Raw genomic sequence first — 19,189 nt, forward strand, 5'->3', positions numbered from 1 at the left:
CGAATGGGGGAGTTCGACATGGCCAAGAAAGTCGTCATCGTCGGCGGCGGCACCGCGGGGTGGATGACCGCGTCCTATCTCAAGGCGGCGTTCGCCGACCGGGTGGACGTCACGCTGGTGGAGTCCGGCAAGGTCGGCACGATCGGCGTCGGGGAGGCGACGTTCAGCGACATCCGGCACTTCTTCGAGTTCCTCGACCTGCGCGAGGAGGACTGGATGCCGGCGTGCAACGCGACCTACAAACTGGCCGTCCGCTTCGAGAACTGGCGCGAGCCGGGCCACCACTTCTACCACCCGTTCGAGCAGGTCCGGACGGTGGAGGGCTTCCCGCTCACCGACTGGTGGCTGCAGAACCGGCCGTCGGACCGGTTCGACAAGGACTGCTTCGTGCTGGCCTCGCTGTGCGACGCCGAGCGCAGCCCGCGGCACCTGGACGGGTCGATGTTCGAGAACGACTACGTCGACGGCTCGGACAACCTGCACCGGATGACGATGTCGGAGCACCAGGGCAAGACCCAGTTCCCGTACGCCTACCACTTCGAGGCGGCGCTGCTGGCGAAGTTCCTCACCGGCTACGCGGTGGACCGGGGCGCCAAGCACCTGATCGACGACGTGCGCCACGTGGCGCTCGACGACCGCGGCTGGGTGAGCCACGTGGTCACCGCGGAGCACGGCGAGATCCACGGGGACCTGTTCATCGACTGCACCGGTTTCCGCGCGGTGCTGCTGAACCAGGCCCTGGGCGAGCCGTTCATCTCCTTCCAGGACACGCTGCCCAACGACAGCGCGGTGGCGCTGCAGGTGCCGCAGGACATGTTCGAGCGCGGGATCCGCCCGTGCACCACGGCCACCGCGCAGGAAGCCGGCTGGATCTGGACGATCCCGCTGTTCAACCGGATCGGCACCGGCTACGTCTACGCGAAGGACTACTGCTCGCCCGAGGAGGCGGAGCGCACGCTGCGCGAGTTCGTCGGCCCGGCCGGCGCGGACGCCGAGGCCAACCACATCCGGATGCGCATCGGCCGCAGCCGCAACTCGTGGGTGAACAACTGTGTCGCGATCGGACTGTCGAGCGGGTTCGTGGAGCCGCTGGAGTCGACCGGGATCTTCTTCATCCACCACGCCATCGAGCAGCTGGTGAGGCACTTCCCCGACCAGGCGTGGAATCCGGTGCACCGCGACCAGTACAACAGCGCGGTCGCCAACGTGCAGGAGGGCATCCGCGAATTCCTGGTGCTGCACTATCTCAGCGCCGCCCGGTCGGACACGCGGTACTGGCGGGACACCAAGACCCGTCGGGTGCCGGATGCGCTGGCCGAGCGGATCGAGCAGTGGAAGGTGCAGCTGCCCGACTCCGAGTCGATCATGCCGTACTACCACGGACTGCCGCCGATGTCGTACATGTGCATCCTGCTCGGCGGCGGCGCGATCCCGCTGCGGCCCTCCCCCGCGCTGGGCCTGGTCGACGACAGCCTGGCCCGCGAGGAGTTCCAGCTCATCGCCGACAAGGCCCGCACGCTGGTGGACAAGCTGCCCAACCAGTACGAGTACTTCGCCTCCCTGCGGCGCTGACCGGTGACGGGCATGCAGGTCGCGGCACTGGCGGCCCACGTGGCCGCCGTGGTCGCGGTGATCTGGCTGGTCGCGATGGGCGGCCGCGCGCTGGCCCGGCTGCTGCGGCAGCCCGAGGTCATCGGCGAGGTGCTGGCCGGCCTGCTCGTCGGGCCGGTGATGCTCTGGCTGGTCGGCGGGCGCGAGATGGGGCAGCTGCTGCCCGGGCCGGTGCTGGGGGTCGTGCAACAGGTATCGAACGCCGGTCTGGCCCTGTTTTTGGTCTCGGTCGTGTACCACGTCCCCGGCGAGAAACGCCGGCACCGGATGGGATGGGTGGTGGCCGGCGCGCTGATCCCGGCCCTGCTGTGCGGGATCGGGTTGGCGGGCTGGCTGCTGCTGGACGGCAATACGGTGGTGGTCGGCGGCGCCCGGCCGGGCGCGCTGGTGGTGTTCCTGGCCGCGGGTCTGGCCGTCACGGCGGTGCCGGTGCTGGCCCGGATCCTCACGGACAAGGGACTGACCGACACCGTCGAGGGCCGGCTGGCGCTGCGGGCGGCGATCGTGATCGACTCGGCCGGCTGGCTGTTGGCGACGGTGGCGATCGGTCTTCAGTCCGGCACCGTCGCCGGGGTGATCCACTCGGTCGTGGTCTTGGTCTGCGGTGTGCTGGCGGCACTGGTGTTCCGTGTGCTCCTGCGTTCCGCCCCGGCGCGCGCCCTGTCCGCACGGCGGCAAGTCGTCATGGCCGTGCTGCTGGGCGGACTGGCCCTGGCGTCGTCGGCGGTCATGCAGCAGCTCGGACTCACCGGCATTCTCGGCGCGGCGCTGGTCGGCCTGGCCGTGCCGACCGACGGCGACGGGCCGTGGCCGGCGGTGGTGGCCAAGGTCGGCTCGGTCGGCCGGCACCTGGTCCCGCTGTTCTTCGTCATCACCGGGGTTTCCGTGCTGACCCGGGGTTTTGTCGCCCCGGCGTGGCCGGTGCTGGTGGTCGCCGTCCTCCTCGGTGTGCTCGGCAAGATCGGCGGCGGTTACCTCGGCGCCCGCCTCAGCGGCCACACGCCGATGCTGGCGCTCCGGATCGGCGCGCTGGTCAACACCCGAGGACTCACCGAGCTGGTGGTGCTCCAGGTCGGGGTGGCCTCGGGAATCCTGAGCCCGCCGCTGTTCCTGGCCCTGCTGGTGATGGCGCTGGCCACCACCGCCATGACCGGACCGTTGCTGACGCTGCTCGACCGGTGGCAGGCGCGTGCCGTCACCGTGCCGGCAGCCGTCGAGTTGGGAAACGATGCGCGATGACGGAATCGCCGACGAGACAGAGCACCGCGACGCCGTCGCGGTTCCGGGCGATGATGAGCCGCTTTCCCAGCGGGGTGGCTGTCGTCGCGGCTGACGGCCGTGACGACGGACCCTGGGGAATGACCTGCTCATCGGTGTGCAGCGTGAGCCTGGAACCGCTCACTTTGCTGGTATGCCTGCGGACGGGCAGCCCGACCCTGCGCGCCGTGCTGGACTGCGGCCAGTTCTCGGTGAATCTGCTGCACGAGCGGGCGCGGGACACGGCGGAGCTGTTCGCCTCGGGCGATCCGAACCGGTTCGACCGCGTCCGCTGGGAACGGCCGCCCGCGGCGGCCGGCCCCCATCTGGTCGCGGACGCGCACACGATCGCCGACTGCTGGCTGGACGACACCCGGCCGGTCGGCGACCACGTGGTGGTGTTCGGCGTGGTCGGCGCGATCACGGAGCTGCCCGCGCACCGGCCGCTGCTCTACGGGCTGCGGGAGTACCACTCGTGGCCAAGGCGCTGAACCAGGACCGGGGAACCGGGTCAGCCGGCCGCGAGGCTGCTGCCTCGGTTCCCCAGCCGCGGGTCGGAGGTGAGGATCGCCCGGTGCACGCCGCGCAGCAGCGGTCCGGGGTCGATGCCCAGCTCGGCGGCGAGCACCCGTCGGCCCTCGTCGTACACCGCGAGCGCCTCGGCCTGCCGTTCGCACCGGTAGAGCGCCGTCATCAGCTGGGCGCGCAGCCGTTCCCGCAGCGGATGCCGGTCCACCTGCCGGACCAGCTCGGGCAGGATCAGCCAGTGCCGGCCGACCGCGGTCTCGGCCTCGAACAGCTGCTCCAGGGCGGCGATCCGGGCCTCCTCCAGCCTCGGCGCCTCGGCGCTGGCCAGGTGCTCGGTGACGTTGGCCAGCGCCGGCCCGCGCCAGCACGTCAGCGCGCCACGCAACAGCTTCGCCGCCGCCTCGTGGCGGTCGGCGGCCAGCTCGACCGCACCGCGCGTGGCCAGCTCGGTGAAGTCGGCGAGATCGAAGCCGGACCCGCCGATCTGCAACAGGTAGCCGGGCGAGCGCCGCACGATACGCACGCCGGGCCCGAGCGTCTTACGCAGCCGCGAGACGTAGGTGTATATCTGCGCGTTGAGCGTTGCCGGGGTCTTGTGCCCCCACACCAGTTCGCTGATCCGCTGGTCCGACACGACGCTGTCCCGTTCGAGCAGCAGGACGGCCAGCACCGTGCGTTGCTTGGCCCCGTCCAGTGCGATCTGCTCGCCGTCCGCCTCGGCCTCGACCGGCCCGAGCACGCGAAATTCCATGGTCTGTCCCCCTAACCTGGCCGGCCCCCTCTCGCCGTCCTAGCCGAGCACCCTGTCCTGCACCAGGATCGCCTCGTACAGGCGGCACATCCCGCGCCCCGGCTGCAGGCCCAGCTCGCTGGCCAGCCGGCGCCGGGCGCGGTGGAAGACGTCGAGCGCCTCGGTCTGCCGCCCGTTGCGGTACAGCGCGAGCATCAGCTGCTCGCTGAACCGCTCGCGCTCGGGATGGGCCTCGGCCAACTGCCTGAGCTCGGAGACCAGCCCGCGTTCCTCGCCAATGGCGAGCTTCGCGGCGATCAGGTCCTCCCGGGCCGACAGCCGCCGCTCGTCCAACCGCGCCGACTGCTCCCGCAGGCCGGGCTGGTCGGGCACGTCGACCAGGGCGGGCCCACGCCACAGGTGCAGCGCCCGTTCCAGCAGGTCGACGGCGGCCGCCGGGTCGCGGTCCACCTGGGCGGCGCCCTCGTCGGTGAGCCGCAGGAAGCGGTGCGCGTCGACGGAGTCCGGCGGCACGTCCAGGAGATAGCCGCTGCTGACGGTGCGCAGCAGTTCGTCGCCCCGGCGGCCGGTCAGCGACTCGAACAGCTTGCGTAGTCGAACTATGTTGGCCTGCAACGCGTTTCTGGCGTTTCCCGGCGGCCGGCCCGCCCACAGCTGCTCCACGAGCAGATCGAACGGGCGCGAGCTGCCCGGGGACAACGCCATCAACGCGACCAGGGTGCGGATTCTGACGGAGGCGACCGCGCACCGGTGCTCCCCTTGCACCAGCGCGACGGAACCCAACAACTCGATCTCCATTGGTTCCCCCCAAAGTCGAGTGGTTGAGATCATGCCCCGTTCGGCGGGCGGCCGGAAATACCAGCCGCACGGCCCGGGGCATACCACCGGGGTATGCCCCGGGGCGGGCTCACCGCGGCGCCGCGGCGCCGGCCTTGGCCATGATCGCCTCGCGGTCGCGCCAGTGCGCCCAGAACGCACCGGTGTAGCCGAGCCCGACCAGGCTGGTCAGGAACGGGTTGTCGGCGTAGTTGTTGTCGTGCTCGCTGATGCCCTCGACGGTGGGCAGCATGACCCGGTAGCGCTCCGACTCGGGGACGTGCTCCCACAGCAGGCGCAGCGAGTTGTGCCAGCGCCCGGTCGGGCTGCCGACGGTCGCCGGGTCCTCCGGCAGGTCCGGGGAGAAGTAGCAGACCAGGCGGAACTCGCCGTCCTCGTCGAACATGAACTGCCGCTCGTACTCCACCGGGCCCGAGCACCGACTCAGCGGCTTGAGCACGATCGGGCCGCGGGCGGTGTTGGACTGAAGGCCGGGCACCGTGCGCACGCCGTCGCACTGCTCGGCCAGGGACATGCCCAGGCCGATGTACGGGAAGAGCCGCAGCCCCAGGCTGAAGCCGGTGACCGTGGCGTCCAGCTCCATGAACCGGTCCACGCACTCGCGCATGGTGTCCAGGGTCTCCCCCGGCATGCCGAACAGGGCCTCGACCATGGTGATCATGCCGTGCCGATGGCACAGCTTGACCAACTGCTCGGTGTCGGACAGGTCGTAGTACGTGGTTCCCTTCGCGGTGACCTTCCAGCCCGCGAGCATCTCGGCGCGGACGTGGTCGGAGCCGACGTTCACGCCGGCGCAGCCGGCCTCGGCCAGCAGCTCGGCGAACTGCTCGTCGAAGGGGGCGGGCTGGCAGTAGATCCACAGCCGCACCTGGTGCAGCGGGCTGGTGTGGTCGGCGTGCTTGCGGCGGATCATCTCCCGCAACAGGTTCTTGCTGTTGGCGATGTTCAGGTTGAACTCGCTGTCCGTGGTGTGCAGGTCGTGGATCCCCTGCGCGGCAAGGGACTCCATCTCGTCGACCACGGCCTGGACCGACCGCCGCCCGAAGCGGTTGCCCTTGGCGTCGGGCTCGACGCAGTGCGCGCACCGGTACGCGCAGCCGTTCTTGGTCAGGATGCTGCCCAGCCCGCCGTGCCGGTAGTACCGCAGGTTGTCGACCCGGTTCGGCACGCCGGACTCGCGCGCGTAGCTGTGCTCCCGATCCACCTGCCAGACCCGGTCCTCGCCGAAACCGTTGAGCTGCAACGGTGTCGTGCGGTCGGTGACCGTGAACGGCGGGACCCGGACCACCTCGCCGCCGCCGCGGTTGACCAGCAGCCCGGCGACGGTCTCCGGCGAACGCCCGGACCACAGGGCCTCCGCGAGGTCGCGCAGGATCAGCTCGCCGGGTCCCTTGACGCCGTAGTCGACGCCGAAGTAGTCGACCAGCGCGAACGGCATGGTGGAGAAGCCGATTCCGCCCACGACGACCGGCGCCGCCGTGCGCCGCCGGATCTCGGTGATGATCTCCTTGTGCTCGTTGACGAACGGGCGCTGCTCGAAGGCGTAGACCGTGTCGGTGTTGCGCACGGTCACGCCGACCAGCATCGGCCGGCGCCGGTCGAGATAGTCGGCGATCACCGACCGCCAGCGCTCGCGGTCGAACGTCAGATCCACCACGTCCACCTCGAACCCCGCCTCGGACAGGGTGGTGGTCAGCACGTCCAGCGCGTACGGCGCGATCGGCGGGTGCACCTTGTTGGGATTGACCAGCAGTACCAAGCCTTTGCTCATGGCGTTTCCCCCCACGGGAAATCAGCTGATCGCCGGTCACAGACCGCCGGCGATGATGTGTTTCATGATTTCGCTCGTGCCGCCGAAGATCCGCCGCACGCGGGCGTCGGCCCAGGCGCGGGCGATCGGGTACTCGGTGGTGTAGCCGTAGCCGCCGAAGAGCTGCATGCACGCGTCGACCACGCGGCACAGCCGCTCGGTGGTCCACAGCTTGACCGTCGCCGCCCCGGCGGTGTCCAGCTCCCCAGCCAGATACCGCTGCACGGAACGGTCCAGCAGCGCACGGCTCGCGGCCGCCTCGGCGGCGCACTCGGCCAGCGTGAACCGCGTGTTCTGGAAACGGATCAGCTTCCGGCCGAAGGCCGTCCGATGCCGCGTGTAGTCGACGGTCTGCGCCAGCGCGGCCTCCATGGCCGCCACCGCGGCGACCGCGATGAACAGCCGCTCGCGGTTCATCATCGGGGCCAGCTGGGCCATGGCCAGTCCCTCCCGCCCGCCGAGCAGGTTCCCGGCCGGGACCACGGCCCCGTCCAGGAACAGCTCCGCGGTGTCCTGGCCGCGCATCCCGACCTTGTCCAGGGCCGGGCCCCGCCGGAAGCCCGGCGTGCGATCGGTCTCCAACACGAGCAGACTGGGCTGCCGGTCCGGCCCGGCCAGCACGAGCAGCAGCACCAGGCCGGCGTGCAACCCGTTGGTGACAAACGTCTTGCTGCCGGCGAGCCGGTACTGCGCGCCCTCCCGGACCGCCCGGCTGGCGATCCCGCCCAGGTCGGACCCCGCGCCGGGCTCGGTGATCGCGATGGCGGCCACCAGCTCGCCGGAGGCCAGGCGGGGCAGCCACGCCCGCTTCTGCTCCTCGGTGCCGGCCGTGACGAGGTACTGGGCGGCGACCAGGTGCGCGCTCAGTCCCCACGCCGTGTCGCCGACCCGGGCCTGTTCCTCGACGAGCACGGCCTCGTGGGCGAAGGTGCCGCCACCACCGCCGTACCGCTCGGGAATTCCCATGCCCAGCAGGCCGATCTCGCCGGCGGTGGTCCACAGGCCGCGGTCCACCCGGTGCTCGTCGGCCCACCGCAACTGGTGCGGCGCCAGCTCGCGCTCGCAGAACGACCTCGCCAGCTCGCGCAGGGCGGCCAGATCCTCGTCGTCCCCGGTCCGGGGAAACGTGCTCCTGCTCATCCGCAGCCGCCCGCGTGGCCCTGGTCGCCACCGCGGTCGAGCCCGACGGCGGCCACCGGCTCGGGCATGCGGTCGGCCAGCGCCGTCCGGGACCGCAGATGCTCGGCGAACTCGGTGAGCCGGTCCACTCCCCAGAACCGGCTGTGGCCGTGCACGAAAAACGGCACGCCGAACACCCCGTCCCGGCAGACGTCCAGCAGCAGGCCCACACCTTGCTCCCGCCGCCGCTCGTCCCGCCAGGCGCCGGCGAGCTCGGTCCCGTCCAGGCCCAGCTCGGAACCGATCTCCCCGATCGTCGCCGGGTCGCAGATGTCGCGGCCCTGCTGCCACCGGGCGCGGTAGACGGCCTCGATGTACGCCGGCCCCTGGCCGCGGTCGCGGGCGACGAGGTAGGCCAGGTGCGCCACCTCCCACACCGGATCCCGGTCGACGGGCCAGGTCGGCGACAGGCCGGCCGCGCGGGCCAGCCGAGCCACGTCCTGCAGCACGTACAGGTGCTTGGCCTTGGACATGGCCGAGTACGGGAACTGCCCGCCCCGGGCGGCCAGCGCCCGGGCGCTGCCCTCGTCGGGCTCCCAGAACGGTTTCCACTGCAGCAGCCGGGCCACATCGGCGTGGTGCTCGAGCAGTTGCCGGTAGGCCAGCCAGGAGTAGGGACTGCGCAACGAGAAATAGAACCGTGGCGCTGCACGGTCGGCCATCGTGACTCCTCAAGGCCGTAGTCGGGGGTCGAATCGAACCGCCCGCGGTCACACGACCAGGCCGCCGTCGACGCCGAAGACCTGGCCGGTGACGTACGAGGCGCGGTCGGAGACCAGGAAGGACACCAGGTCGGCCACTTCGTCGGGACGGCCGAACCGCCCGAGCGGAATGCGGTCGAGCAGGCGCGCGGTCACCTTGTCGGGCAGTGCCGAGGTCATGTCGGTCTCGATGAAGCCCGGCGCGACGACGTTGGCCCGCACCCCATGGGCGCCGACCTCCTTGGCCAGCGCCTTGGTGAAACCGATGATCCCGGCCTTGGACGCGGAGTAGTTGGTCTGGGTCGCGTTGCCGTACACGCCGGCCACCGACGACATCGTCACCACGACGCCCGACTTCCGTTTCATCATCGGGAAAACCGCCGCCCGGCAGACGTTGTAGGTGCCGTCGAGATTGACCCCGAGCACCGACCGCCAGTCCGGCTCGGCCAGCATCACCAGCGGCTTGTCCCGGACGATGCCGGCGCAGGACACGACGGCCCGCACCGGACCGAGTTCGTCCTCCGTGGACCGCACGAACCGGGTCACCTCGTCGCCGTGGGACACGTCCACCCGGGCCGCCAACACCGCGCCACCGTGGTCCTTGACCAGGCGGGCGACGTCATCGGCCGCCTGCGCCGAGTGCTGGTAGCAGAAGGCGACGTCGTAGCCGTCGGCGGCGAGCCTGGTCACCACGTGGCGACCGATGCCGCGCGAGCCGCCGGTGACGAGCGCGACCGGCCGGGCCGTCACCGGCTCGCCCCGACCGAGGGCCGCCGCAGTACGTCCGAATCCCGCAGTGCCACGGTGAACCGCTTGACCTCCAACACGGTCTGGTCGTCGACGAGGCTGCCGCCGGCGACCACGGCGGCGTCGTCCACGCTGCGCACGATCTCCACCCGGTGTTCCACCGTGTGGCCGGGATAGACCGGCCGCAGCAGTCGCACGCCGGCGATGCCGGCCGCCAGCTCCACCTTGCCCGCCAATACGTCCGGGTTGGGCTGCTCCCAGCAGGCGAGCAGCACCGCGCTCTGGGCCCAGGACTCCAGCAGCAGGCTGATCGGATAGGCGTAGCCGCCGGCGGGAGTGTCGTCGCCCAGCCGCTGGTAACAGGGCTCGGCCGCGGTGACCGCCTTGTGCGCCACCAGCGACCGCCCGGGCTCCACTGTGGACACGCGATCCACGAGCAGAATCGGGTGGCGGTGCGGAATGATCCGCTTGATCCGGTCGACGCCGATCACTTCGCCCCCTCGGGATAACGCAGCCGGAACTCGGCGACCACGTCGGCGTCCACCGAGGCAGTGGCGTCGCACCGCACCTCGTCGCCGTCCCGGCTGAAACCGATGTCCAGCACGACCTGGTCGCCCGGATAGACCGGACGCACGAACTTGACCCGGTCCACCGCGGTGGGCAGCGCCTCGATCCCGGTCGTGGTGTGCACGTACTCCAGCAGGAACAACCCCGGCAGGATCGGGAAACCCGGGTAGTGGCCGGCGAAGACGGGATCGTCCGGGCGCACGCTCACCTCGGCGCGAATCGCCGCCGGCACGGCGCTCACGAGGTGGTCCCGCCGCCGAGGACGGCACAGCCGACGGCGCCGTCTCGATCGATGCCGGTGACCAGTGCGACCTCGTCACGGCCGAGCGGCTCGCCCAACGCGGCCGCCAGCTGGAACGCGGTCGACACGGCCGAGGCATCGCCGAGCAACGGCCGGCAACGCACCCACCGCGCGTCCGTCTCGCCGAGAACCTCGGTGATGGCGGCCGATTCCAGCGATCCAAGGCCGCCGTCGGCGGCCGCCGGCGCCACCACACGGACCCGCGCCGGCGCGACCCCGGCCTGCCTGAGCGCCGCCCGCACGCAGTCGGCCAGCGTCTCGCCGGCCTGCGCCGTCGTGGCGGCGGCCATGAACCGGGTCGCCAGCACCGACGCCAGCGGTGTGCGGCCGGCGCGCGCGGCGACGTCCACCGGCTCCACCAGGAAGATCGCGCCACCCTCGCCGAGCGCGGGCGCCCGGTCGCCGGCGGCCCCGGCGTGCCATTCCAGCCACGCTCGCTGGGTGGAGTACTCCTCGACCGCGCCGACCAGCACGCGGTCGCAGTGTCCGGCGCGGCACAGGCGCACCGCGTAGCTCAGCGCCAGCAGCCCGGTCAGCCAGTCGCCGGCGATCGTCGTGTTCGGACCCTTGATCCCGTGCCAGATCGCGCTCTGCGCGGTGGCCTTGTTCATCACCGTGTTGGGGAACTTGGCCGGGTCGACGTGGTAGGGCTTCTCCCCCACCAGCGAGTCCCGGGTGAAGTCCATGATGCTCTGCACGCTGCCCGATCCGGTGCCCAGCACCAGACCGACCCGCTCCGGATCCTCGGTGACCTCGCCGCCGTACTCCCGGACCAACTGTCCCACGGTGCTCACCGCGATGGCGGTCAGGCGGTCCATGTTCCGCGTGCCCTTGGCGCCCAGGTGGCCGGTCGGGCTGAAGCCGGGGATCAGACCGGCCCGCTCGAACGGCCCCGGGAACTCGTCGAGGTCCACGGCGGTGACGGCGTCGCGCTGCCGCGAAACCCCGTCACGGAAGGCAGCCGAGCCCATCCCGAACGCCGACACCGCCGACCATGCCGTGACGACCAGTGCCCCGGCGTCCGGCGCCGTCGCGGCGGTCACGGCCGCGCCTGCCCGTTCAGCGCGCCGGCGAGCCGGTCGTCGAAGTCGACCTGGCTCCAGTCCCGACGGCTGTCGATCACGGCGTACCCGTGGGTGATCCGACCGGACGCGACGGGCTCCAACCTGTTCTCCCGCACCACGTAGCAGTCCATCCGCGCGGTGTAGGTGAGCCGCTTGAACACGTCCTCGACCGTGAACACCACGTAGAGGTCCTGCTCCATCCACGCCTCGTCGAGAATGCTCACCTGGGACCGCGGCACCACCGGAATCCAGTTCTGCTCGTCCAGCAGCCGCTTGATGGACACGCCGCGATCGGCGAGGAACCGGTCGACGGCCTCCTCCAACAGCCTCAGGTACCCGGTCATCTGGACCCGTTCGGTGAAGTGGCAGTAGAAGTAGGGCGCGCGCCACTTCCAGGCGAAGGCGTTGCGGCCGGCGGTGAGCTGGGCCAACGGATCCGCGCCGGTCAGCGCCACCGGCTCGACGGCCCTGCCCAGCCGCTCGACGACGTGCTCGGCCAACTCGGCCGGCGGCGACTGCGCCGGGAAGCCGCGCGGATCCCGGCGCAGCACCACGGTGACCTTCGAGACGGCGGCCCGCACCGGCTGCGCGCGCTCGGCGACCAAGGTGACCGACAGCCTGATCCCCGGGCCGTCCGACGCCAGCCGGTCCACGGTCGCGGTGGCCAGGTCGTCGATGTGGAACGCGGTGAGCATCTTCGTGTCGATCTCGGTGAGATCGACGCAGAGCCCGTGCCGCTCGTAGAGCTCGCCGGCCGGATGCCCGCACTGCCGGAGATGGTCCAGCACGGCCTCCTCGACGAGATAGTTGACATGCTTGAAGCCGATCCAGGTGCAGATGTTCGCGCCCTCGTAGCGTGGCCGCAGCTGCGTTCGGGTCCGTACGAGCTGGGTTTCGGCGCTTGCGGTCAGATTCACATCAACTCCAGGCTTACGTCGTCGGTGACGGCCGCGGTCCGCCGGGGCGCGAGGTCGTCGAGGAAGGCGGCGACGGCATCGGCCAGCGGCCCGGGCCGTTGCGCCATCGGGAAATGCCCGCACCGCGCGAGCTGGCGGTACTCGCCGTCGGGCAGCGCGGCGGCCAGCCGGCGGCAGTCCGCGCTCCTCGTCGCGATGTCGCCGTCACCGCACAGCACGAGGCCGGGCGCGGTGACCGCGCCCAGATCCAGCAGCGGGGACCGCAGGTACAGCTCGAAGAAGCGGGTCCAGCCGTAGGGTCCGATCCGGTCGCGCAGCAGGCGGGCCGCGCGGTCGGCGCGGCGGCCGCCGCCCCGCCGCAGGGTCAGCGCCTCGGCGAATATCAGGTGGAAATCGTTGAGGTAGTGGGAGATCGTCGCCCAGTCGAAGTCGTCGGCGCTGGCCCGGTACAGCGGGCTGACCAGCACCACGGGCACCGGCCGCAGCATTCCGGCGGCGAGCACCTCCAGCAGCAGGCTCGCCGAGAACGAGTGGGCGACGATCGCGTCGAACCGCGTCCCGGCGTCGGCGACCGCGCCGGCGAGCAGCCGCCCCAGATCACCGCGCCTGGTCCAGGCCAGGTCCTCGACCCCGTGCCAGGGCAGCTCGACGTCCCACAGCTCGAACCGGTCGCCGACGTGGTCGGCGAAGGCGTCCCAGTCGCCGGCCCTGCAGGCCAGTCCCGGCAGCAGCAACACCCGCCGCGCCTCGACGGCCGAGCAGGCCCGCCGAGGTTCAGGCCACATCCCGCAGCCTGCCCAGCACCACCACGGCGTTGTTGCCGCCGAAGGCCAGCGAGTTGTTCTGCACCACGTCCACCTCGGCCTCGCGGGCGGTGTTGGGCACGCAGTCCAGCCCGCACTCCGGATCGGTGGCCTCGTGGTTGATCGTGGGCGGGATGAACCCCTCGGTGATGGCCAGCGCGCAGCCCGCCGTGGCCAGGGCGCTGGCCGCGCCCATGGTGTGGCCGAGCATGCCCTTGATCGAGATCGTCGGGGGCGGCGTCGGGAACGCCTCCCGGATCGCTCCGACCTCGGTCTTGTCGTTGGCCCGTGTGCCGGTTCCGTGCGCGGAGATGAAGTCCACGTCGTCCGGCTTGATCCCGGCGTTGCGGTGGGCCAGCTGCATGCAGCGGGCCAGGCTGGTCTGGTCCGGCGCGACCGGGCTGTTCGCGTCGCAGTTGAGGCCGTAGCCGAGCACCTCGGCGTAGACCCGCGCGCCTCGGGCCAGCGCGGAGTCCAGGCTTTCCAGGAACAACAGGCCCGCGCCCTCGCCGGTGAGTATGCCCTTGCGGTCCAGGTCGAAGGGCTGGCAGACCGCCGGCGCCATCGCGCCCAGCCGGTAGAAGCCGGCGAACGTCTTGCGGCACAGCGCGTCCACGCCGCCGACGAGCGCGACGTCCACGTCGCCGGCGCGAATCGCGTCCACGCCGTTGCCGATGGCGTAGTTGCCGGCGGCGCACGCGGTCGGGATCGTCACCGCCTCGACGTTGGTCAGCGCGAGCTCGCGCACGGCGCTGGTGGCCAACCGGTTCGCCGTCGCCCGCCGGGCGAACACCTGGTCGAGGTTCTCCGGACCGTGCTCGACCTGTTGCACGGCAAGGGTGTCCAGGTCCCGCGACTCGCCGTCGGTGGTGCCCACCGACACCAGCGTGCGCAGTTCCCGCAGCCGCTGCGGAGACATCCCGGAGTCGACGACGGCCATCCGGGCCGCGGCGGCCGAGAACTGGCTGGCCCGGCCGAGCCGCGCCGGATCGGTGTTCTCGACCCACTGCCCCGGGTCGAAGTCGGTGATCTCGCAGCCGGTCGCGTAGGCGTAGCCCTCGGTCCGGAACGAGGTGATCGGCTTGGCGCCGCTGCGGCCGGTCCGCAGGCCGGCCAGGAATTCCCGGACGCCGACGCCGATGCTGGTGACCACGCCGAGGCCGGTGATCACGACCCGGCGGCGGTCGGCGAATCCGTGTGGTTCTCCCATTCTGTGCTCCCCCTCCGTGCTGGCGTGCGGTGCGTCGGCGGCGCCGTCAGCCGGCGGCCCGGTTCACGACCTCGACCACACCGTCCAAACTGGTCATGTTGGCCAGCTCGCTCTGGTCGATGTCCACGCCGAGGGTGCGCTCGATGGACGAGAGGATCTCGATGGCGCCCATGGAGTCGGCCCCGTGGTCCTCCTTGAACAGGCTGCTGCCGGTCATCTCGGCCGGGTCGATCTCGAGGATCTCGCACACGATTTCCTTGATCTTCGCCCGACGCTCGTCGTCGACGAAGGCCGCGGCGCCGGTGGTGCTGTTGGTCATCTCTGCTCTCCCCTGACGGTGATCACCATTGGCTCGGGCGACACGGCCGCGCTGCGCGGCCTGCCCACGCCGGGAAGTCTGCCGAGGGCGGCTATACCTTTCCTATATCCGGCACACAGCTCGGGGCCGGGACGCGATCGCGTCCCGGCCCCGAGCGCCTTTCCCTTACCGCTGAACCGGCTGCCGTGGGGAGTGGGGGGACTCCAGCACGGTCGCGTGGCTGTCGGCGGTCGACTGCGCCTCCCGAACGGCACGGGACGGCCACCACGCCGCCTTGCCCAGCAACGCGAGCAGCGAGGGAAGGATCATGATGCGGACGATCACCGCGTCCAGCAGCACCGCCACCGCGAGGCCGAAGCCGATCTCCTTCAGCTCGGTCAGCCCGACGAACACGAAGCTGACGAAGACGGAGACCATCACCACCGCGGCGCTGGTGACCACGCCCGCCGAGCCGGTGATCCCGTCGAACACCGCACGGCGCGGCGGAACTCCGCGCAGCGCGGCCTCCCTGATCCGGCTGACCACGAAGATCTGGTAGTCCATGGACAGTCCGAACAGGATGACGAAAAGGATCAGCGGCAGCCGCGAGCTGACGAACCCGTCGGAGGTGAAGCCCAGCAACGGCTGGGCCCACGTGTTCTGGAACACCGCGGTGACCACGCCGAAGGCGGCGATGGCCGACAACAGGTTGAGCACGACGCCGACCAGTCCGATCACGACCGACCGGAACGCGAACAGCATCACCAGGAAAGTCAGCAGCAGCACGAAGCCCAGCACCAACGGGGTGTGCTGCGTCTGGTGGTCCACGTAGTCCACCGACAGCGCCACGTCCCCGGCCACCGCGACGTCCGCGCCGGGCACCGTGCCGACGGTCGCCGGCACGAGCTGGGAACGCAGCTGCCGCAGCGAATCCTGGGCCTGGTCGGTGTTGCTGCCGTACGGGACGGGCAGCCGCAGGGTGTGCACACCGCCGTCGGCCGACGCCTGCACGACCGGATCCGGGCCGGTGGCGAACAAGGAATTGCCCCGGGTGCGCCCGGCCAGGTCGGACAGCGCCGCCGCCACCTGGTCCGACCGCGCGGGATCGTCCCGCACCACCACCAGGTGCGCGGCGCCCTGGTCCGGGAACAGCCGGGTCATCTCGTCGTAGGTGGCGATGGACGGGATCGACGGCGGGAAGTTGGCGTTGGTCGGCGTGGCCAGCTTGATGCCCAGCGCGGGCAGCGCCAACAGGAAGATGACGATCACCGACGCCGCGAGCGTGGCGGCCGGATGCCGCATCGCCGGGCGCAGCATCGCCGCCCACAGCCGGCTCTCGGTCGGCTTCGCGCCGCGCCGGCGCAGCCGCCGCCGGTCCACCCGCGGCCCCATCTTGGCCAGCAGCGCCGGCAGCACGGTCAGCGAGCTGACCATGGCGATGGCGACCACGATGATCGAGCCGCTGGCGATCGCCGCGAAGATCACGTCGTCGGCCAGGTACAGGCCGACCAGCGAGAGCAGCACCGCGACGCCGGAGACGAGGATGGCTCGGCCGGAGGTCCGCGCGGCCAGCTCGATCGCGGCGGCGGGGCTGATCGTGCCGTTGCGCTCGCGTTCCTCCCGGACCCGCTTGACGTAGAACAGTGAGTAGTCGACGCCGACCGCCATGCCCATCATCAGCACCACGTTGGACACCGCGCCGCCCGGATCGGGGAAGACGTAGGACGCCAACGCGTACAGCCCGGTCGTGGCCATCACCGACGACAGCGCCAGCAGCACCGGCACGCCGGCGACCAGCAGCGAGCCGAACACGAAGAACAGGATGACCAGCGTCACCGGCAAGGTGATCATCTCGGCCCGCACCAGGTCGTGGCCCAGTTGCTGGCCCGGCGCCTGACCGGTGGACACCGTGCCGGTCTCGGACACTCTCAGTTCGGGATGCGCGGCCTGCACGGCCGCGGTCTGGTCGAGCAACGTCGGCAGCTTGGCGCCGGCGACCTTGTCGTCGCCCTTCATGGTCACCGGCACCACGAGCGCGCTGCCGTCGGCCGACCGGATCGGGTCGGCCACGGAGGCCACCGCGGGCAGCGCCCGCATCCGGTCGGTGATCTCCCGGGCGGCGGCCGGACCGGTGGCCGGGGCGTCGTGCCCGCTCGCCGCGGTGATCAGCACCTTCTCCACCTGCGGGGGCAGCAGGCCGGCGTCGGCCGCCACGTGCTGGCCGCGGCCGTACTCACCCACCCAGCCGTCCTCGCCGTGGATCTGGTTGCTGGTGACGAGTGAGCCGGTGGCGGCGCACAGCACGACGAACAGCACCCACCCGACGATCGCTCGCCAGGGATGCGTCGCGCTCCAGCGGGCCAGGCGCACGGTGAGGTGTCGCTCGGGCACGGTCTCCAACTCCTTCGAGTACGGCCGCCACCGGAGGCGGCGACCTTCACCTGTAAGTTGAGAGTGACAGGTGGGAGCTCGGACTGTCAACCGGCCCCCGCGACCCCCGCCGGAACGATTCCCCGATCACCTGCGAATTTCGCCCGACACTGAATGTCATGGGGCCTCACGAAGGGGCCGCTTAGGCTTGTCGTCTCGCGGCGATCAGCACCACCGGAGGGGGAAATAGTGACACTCACGAGTACCGAGCCACTGTCGACGACCACCTTCGCGGTGAATCCGGACGACCAGGAATCCCTCGCCCGCATCGCGGACGAACTCGTCGGCGACGGGCATGACAAGGTGGACTCGCCGGCGTGGATCCGTTCCGCCGCCGCAGCCTGGCAGGAAGCACCGGTCGGCCTGAGAAAGCGGATGGACGCGTTTCAGCGGGATTCCGGAAAGACCGGTTCACTGCTGGTTACGGGCCTGCCCGTCGCGGAACACCTCCTCGGCGACACGCCGATGGTCAGCGGGTCGGTGACGCGGGATGCGACCGTTCCGGCGGCATTGCTCATGCTCCTCGCAAGTGGTCTGGGCACACCCGTCGCTTTTCTCGCCGAGAAGTCCGGCGCACTGGCCCAGAACGTCGTCCCGGTGCCCGGCAGCGAGGAGTTCCAGGGCAACGAGGGGTCGGTGCCGCTCACTCTGCACAACGAGAACGCCTTCCACCGGCACCGCCCGGACCACGTGCTGCTGCTGTGCCTGCGGGCCGACCACGACCGCGTCGCCGGGCTGCGCACCGCCTGCCTGCGGGAGGCGCTGCGCCTGCTGGACCAGCAGGACCGCAGCGCCCTGTTCCGCGAGGAGTTCGTCACCGCCCCGCCGCCGTCCTTCGGCGGATCCGACCAGGTCACCTCCCCGCACGCGCTGCTCAGCGGCGCGCGGGAGGACCCGGACGTCGTGGTCGACTTCGCCGCGACGACCCCGACCACGCCGAGGGCGCAGGCCGCGATGGCGCAGCTGCGCGCCGCCCTGACCCGAACCGCGCGCACCGTCCGGCTGGCACCCGGCGACCTGGCCGTCGTCGACAACCGGGTGGCCCTGCACGGCCGCACCGCCTTCCGCCCGCGCTACGACGGCCGGGACCGCTGGCTGATGCGCGCGTTCAGCCTGCGGGATTTCCGCAGGTCCCGCGATCACCGCCCGAACGACGGCCACGTCCTCGTTCGATAATACTGGGAGCGGACCATGAGAATGCTTTCCGAGATGACCGCCAGAACGCGGGAATGGCACCGTCCGATGGTGTTCTTCACCGGCGCCATGGCGGTGATGGCCGTGGTTTCAGCGCTGGGTATGCTGTTCGACAGCCGAACCCTCGCCGGCGAGCCGATCTGGCAGAAGGACTTCGATTTCGCGCTGTCGATCGGAATGTACTGCCTGACGTGGGCGTGGCTCACGTCAATGCTGCCGAGGGGCCGACGGACCGCCTCGTGGGTGTCGACGGCGCTGGTCGCCCTGCTCTCCGTCGAATACATCCTGCTCACCGTCCAGATCATCCGTGGCCAGCGGAGCCACTTCAACAAGTCGACCGACTTGAACAGCGCGCTCGGCAACGTCATGGGCATTTCCGCCGGGCTCATCCTGGTCGGTTCCCTGGTGCTCGCGTTCGTCTTCGTGTTCGTTCCGGTCGGCGACCCCGCGGACCGCTGGGCGATCCGACTGGGCGCGCTGCTGTCGGTGGCCGGCATGGCGTTCGGGCCGATGATGGGCGCGGCCACCCCGCAGCAGCAGGCCGCGAAGGCCGCCGGCACCTGGGACGGCATCCAGGGCGCGCACAGCGTCGGGGTCGCCGACGGCAGCGGCCCGCTCATGCCCATCACCGGATGGAGCGAGACGGGCGGCGACCTGAGGATTCCCCATCTCGTCGGCCTGCACGCGCTGCAGGCGCTGCCGGTGCTGGTGCTGCTGCTCGTGCTGGGCTCGCGGTGGGTGCCCAAGCTGCGCTCGTCCGTCGTGCGGGCCCGCCTGGTGGGGGTCGGCGCGGTGGGCTGGGCCGGTCTGCTGGCCATTGTCGGCTGGCAGGCCCTGCGTGGCCAGCCGCTGATCCACCCAGACGCGCTCACCCTGGGCGCGTTCGGACTGCTGGTCGCCCTGGTCGTGGTGCTGGCCGGACTGGTGCTGGTGCTCAGCAAGCCCGTCCGGGCCGAGGCCACAGCCGCGCTCACCGCGGCCTGA

General features: G+C 71.2%; 19 protein-coding genes. 5 read left to right on the plus strand and 14 right to left on the minus strand.

Annotation, left to right across the window (positions count from 1 at the left end):
- Positions 1–18: 18 nt before the first annotated feature.
- Genes BCF44_RS16900 through BCF44_RS16910 form a run of 3 tightly spaced genes read left to right on the plus strand, consistent with a single transcriptional unit; the run spans position 19 to position 3,359 of the window.
- Positions 19–1,572 carry a tryptophan halogenase family protein gene (locus BCF44_RS16900; protein WP_116175501.1) on the plus strand — a complete coding sequence of 518 codons (1,554 nt, stop codon included), beginning with the start codon at positions 19–21 and terminating at the stop codon, positions 1,570–1,572.
- A 12-nt stretch (positions 1,573–1,584) separates the two neighbouring features.
- On the plus strand, positions 1,585–2,850 hold the full coding sequence (locus tag BCF44_RS16905; protein ID WP_147328512.1) for a cation:proton antiporter: 1,266 nt from the start codon (positions 1,585–1,587) through the stop codon (positions 2,848–2,850).
- Positions 2,851–2,903: 53 nt separating this feature from the next.
- Positions 2,904–3,359: a flavin reductase family protein gene (locus BCF44_RS16910; RefSeq protein ID WP_246015218.1), complete on the plus strand. Its 456-nt coding sequence runs from the start codon at positions 2,904–2,906 to the stop codon at positions 3,357–3,359.
- Between the two features lie 20 nt (positions 3,360–3,379).
- Here the strand turns inward: BCF44_RS16910 and BCF44_RS16915 are convergent, their stop codons facing one another.
- The 14 genes from BCF44_RS16915 to BCF44_RS16980 all read right to left on the minus strand — a co-directional run bounded on the left by BCF44_RS16915 (position 3,380) and on the right by BCF44_RS16980 (position 16,972).
- Positions 3,380–4,147 carry an AfsR/SARP family transcriptional regulator gene (locus tag BCF44_RS16915; protein ID WP_116175238.1) on the minus strand — a complete coding sequence of 256 codons (768 nt, stop codon included), beginning with the start codon at positions 4,145–4,147 and terminating at the stop codon, positions 3,380–3,382.
- A 39-nt stretch (positions 4,148–4,186) separates the two neighbouring features.
- Positions 4,187–4,945 carry an AfsR/SARP family transcriptional regulator gene (locus BCF44_RS16920; RefSeq protein WP_116175239.1) on the minus strand — a complete coding sequence of 253 codons (759 nt, stop codon included), beginning with the start codon at positions 4,943–4,945 and terminating at the stop codon, positions 4,187–4,189.
- 109 nt (positions 4,946–5,054) lie between these two features.
- Complete coding sequence (gene tsrT, locus BCF44_RS16925) at positions 5,055–6,755, minus strand: tryptophan 2-C-methyltransferase (protein ID WP_116175240.1); 1,701 nt, start codon at positions 6,753–6,755, stop codon at positions 5,055–5,057.
- Positions 6,756–6,791: 36 nt separating this feature from the next.
- Positions 6,792–7,934 (minus strand): acyl-CoA dehydrogenase family protein, encoded by a 1,143-nt coding sequence (locus tag BCF44_RS16930; RefSeq protein WP_116175241.1) that lies wholly within the window; start codon positions 7,932–7,934, stop codon positions 6,792–6,794.
- On the minus strand, positions 7,931–8,635 hold the full coding sequence (locus tag BCF44_RS16935) for a 2-hydroxychromene-2-carboxylate isomerase (protein WP_116175242.1): 705 nt from the start codon (positions 8,633–8,635) through the stop codon (positions 7,931–7,933). The genes BCF44_RS16930 and BCF44_RS16935 overlap by 4 nt, the downstream gene beginning before the upstream one ends.
- Positions 8,636–8,683: 48 nt before the next feature.
- Entirely contained in the window at positions 8,684–9,424 is a 741-nt protein-coding gene (gene fabG, locus BCF44_RS16940) for a 3-oxoacyl-[acyl-carrier-protein] reductase (RefSeq protein ID WP_116175243.1), read from the minus strand.
- Positions 9,421–9,912, minus strand: coding sequence for a 3-hydroxyacyl-ACP dehydratase FabZ family protein (locus BCF44_RS16945; protein ID WP_116175244.1), 492 nt, complete (start codon positions 9,910–9,912; stop codon positions 9,421–9,423). Before BCF44_RS16945 ends, fabG begins: the two co-directional genes overlap by 4 nt.
- Complete coding sequence (locus tag BCF44_RS16950; protein ID WP_170217575.1) at positions 9,909–10,229, minus strand: 3-hydroxyacyl-ACP dehydratase FabZ family protein; 321 nt, start codon at positions 10,227–10,229, stop codon at positions 9,909–9,911. The genes BCF44_RS16945 and BCF44_RS16950 overlap by 4 nt, the downstream gene beginning before the upstream one ends.
- The gene (locus tag BCF44_RS16955) at positions 10,226–11,332 is read right to left on the minus strand and encodes a beta-ketoacyl synthase N-terminal-like domain-containing protein (RefSeq protein ID WP_246015165.1); all 1,107 of its coding nucleotides are present in this window, start codon (positions 11,330–11,332) and stop codon (positions 10,226–10,228) included. The genes BCF44_RS16950 and BCF44_RS16955 overlap by 4 nt, the downstream gene beginning before the upstream one ends.
- Complete coding sequence (locus BCF44_RS16960) at positions 11,329–12,270, minus strand: thioesterase family protein (protein ID WP_116175246.1); 942 nt, start codon at positions 12,268–12,270, stop codon at positions 11,329–11,331. The genes BCF44_RS16955 and BCF44_RS16960 overlap by 4 nt, the downstream gene beginning before the upstream one ends.
- Positions 12,267–13,055, minus strand: coding sequence for an alpha/beta fold hydrolase (locus BCF44_RS16965; RefSeq protein WP_211353049.1), 789 nt, complete (start codon positions 13,053–13,055; stop codon positions 12,267–12,269). The genes BCF44_RS16960 and BCF44_RS16965 overlap by 4 nt, the downstream gene beginning before the upstream one ends.
- Entirely contained in the window at positions 13,045–14,283 is a 1,239-nt protein-coding gene (locus BCF44_RS16970; protein ID WP_116175247.1) for a beta-ketoacyl-[acyl-carrier-protein] synthase family protein, read from the minus strand. The genes BCF44_RS16965 and BCF44_RS16970 overlap by 11 nt, the downstream gene beginning before the upstream one ends.
- 46 nt (positions 14,284–14,329) lie before the next feature.
- Complete coding sequence (locus BCF44_RS16975; protein ID WP_116175248.1) at positions 14,330–14,602, minus strand: acyl carrier protein; 273 nt, start codon at positions 14,600–14,602, stop codon at positions 14,330–14,332.
- Positions 14,603–14,767: 165 nt separating this feature from the next.
- The gene (locus BCF44_RS16980) at positions 14,768–16,972 is read right to left on the minus strand and encodes an MMPL family transporter (protein WP_211353050.1); all 2,205 of its coding nucleotides are present in this window, start codon (positions 16,970–16,972) and stop codon (positions 14,768–14,770) included.
- A 228-nt stretch (positions 16,973–17,200) separates the two neighbouring features.
- Between BCF44_RS16980 and BCF44_RS16985 the strand changes: the two genes are divergently transcribed.
- The gene (locus BCF44_RS16985) at positions 17,201–18,187 is read left to right on the plus strand and encodes a TauD/TfdA family dioxygenase (RefSeq protein ID WP_246015167.1); all 987 of its coding nucleotides are present in this window, start codon (positions 17,201–17,203) and stop codon (positions 18,185–18,187) included.
- A 33-nt stretch (positions 18,188–18,220) separates the two neighbouring features.
- Positions 18,221–19,189 (plus strand): hypothetical protein, encoded by a 969-nt coding sequence (locus BCF44_RS16990; protein ID WP_116175250.1) that lies wholly within the window; start codon positions 18,221–18,223, stop codon positions 19,187–19,189.

This window comes from Kutzneria buriramensis (assembly GCF_003387475.1).
GTDB classification, from domain to species: domain Bacteria; phylum Actinomycetota; class Actinomycetes; order Mycobacteriales; family Pseudonocardiaceae; genus Kutzneria; species Kutzneria buriramensis.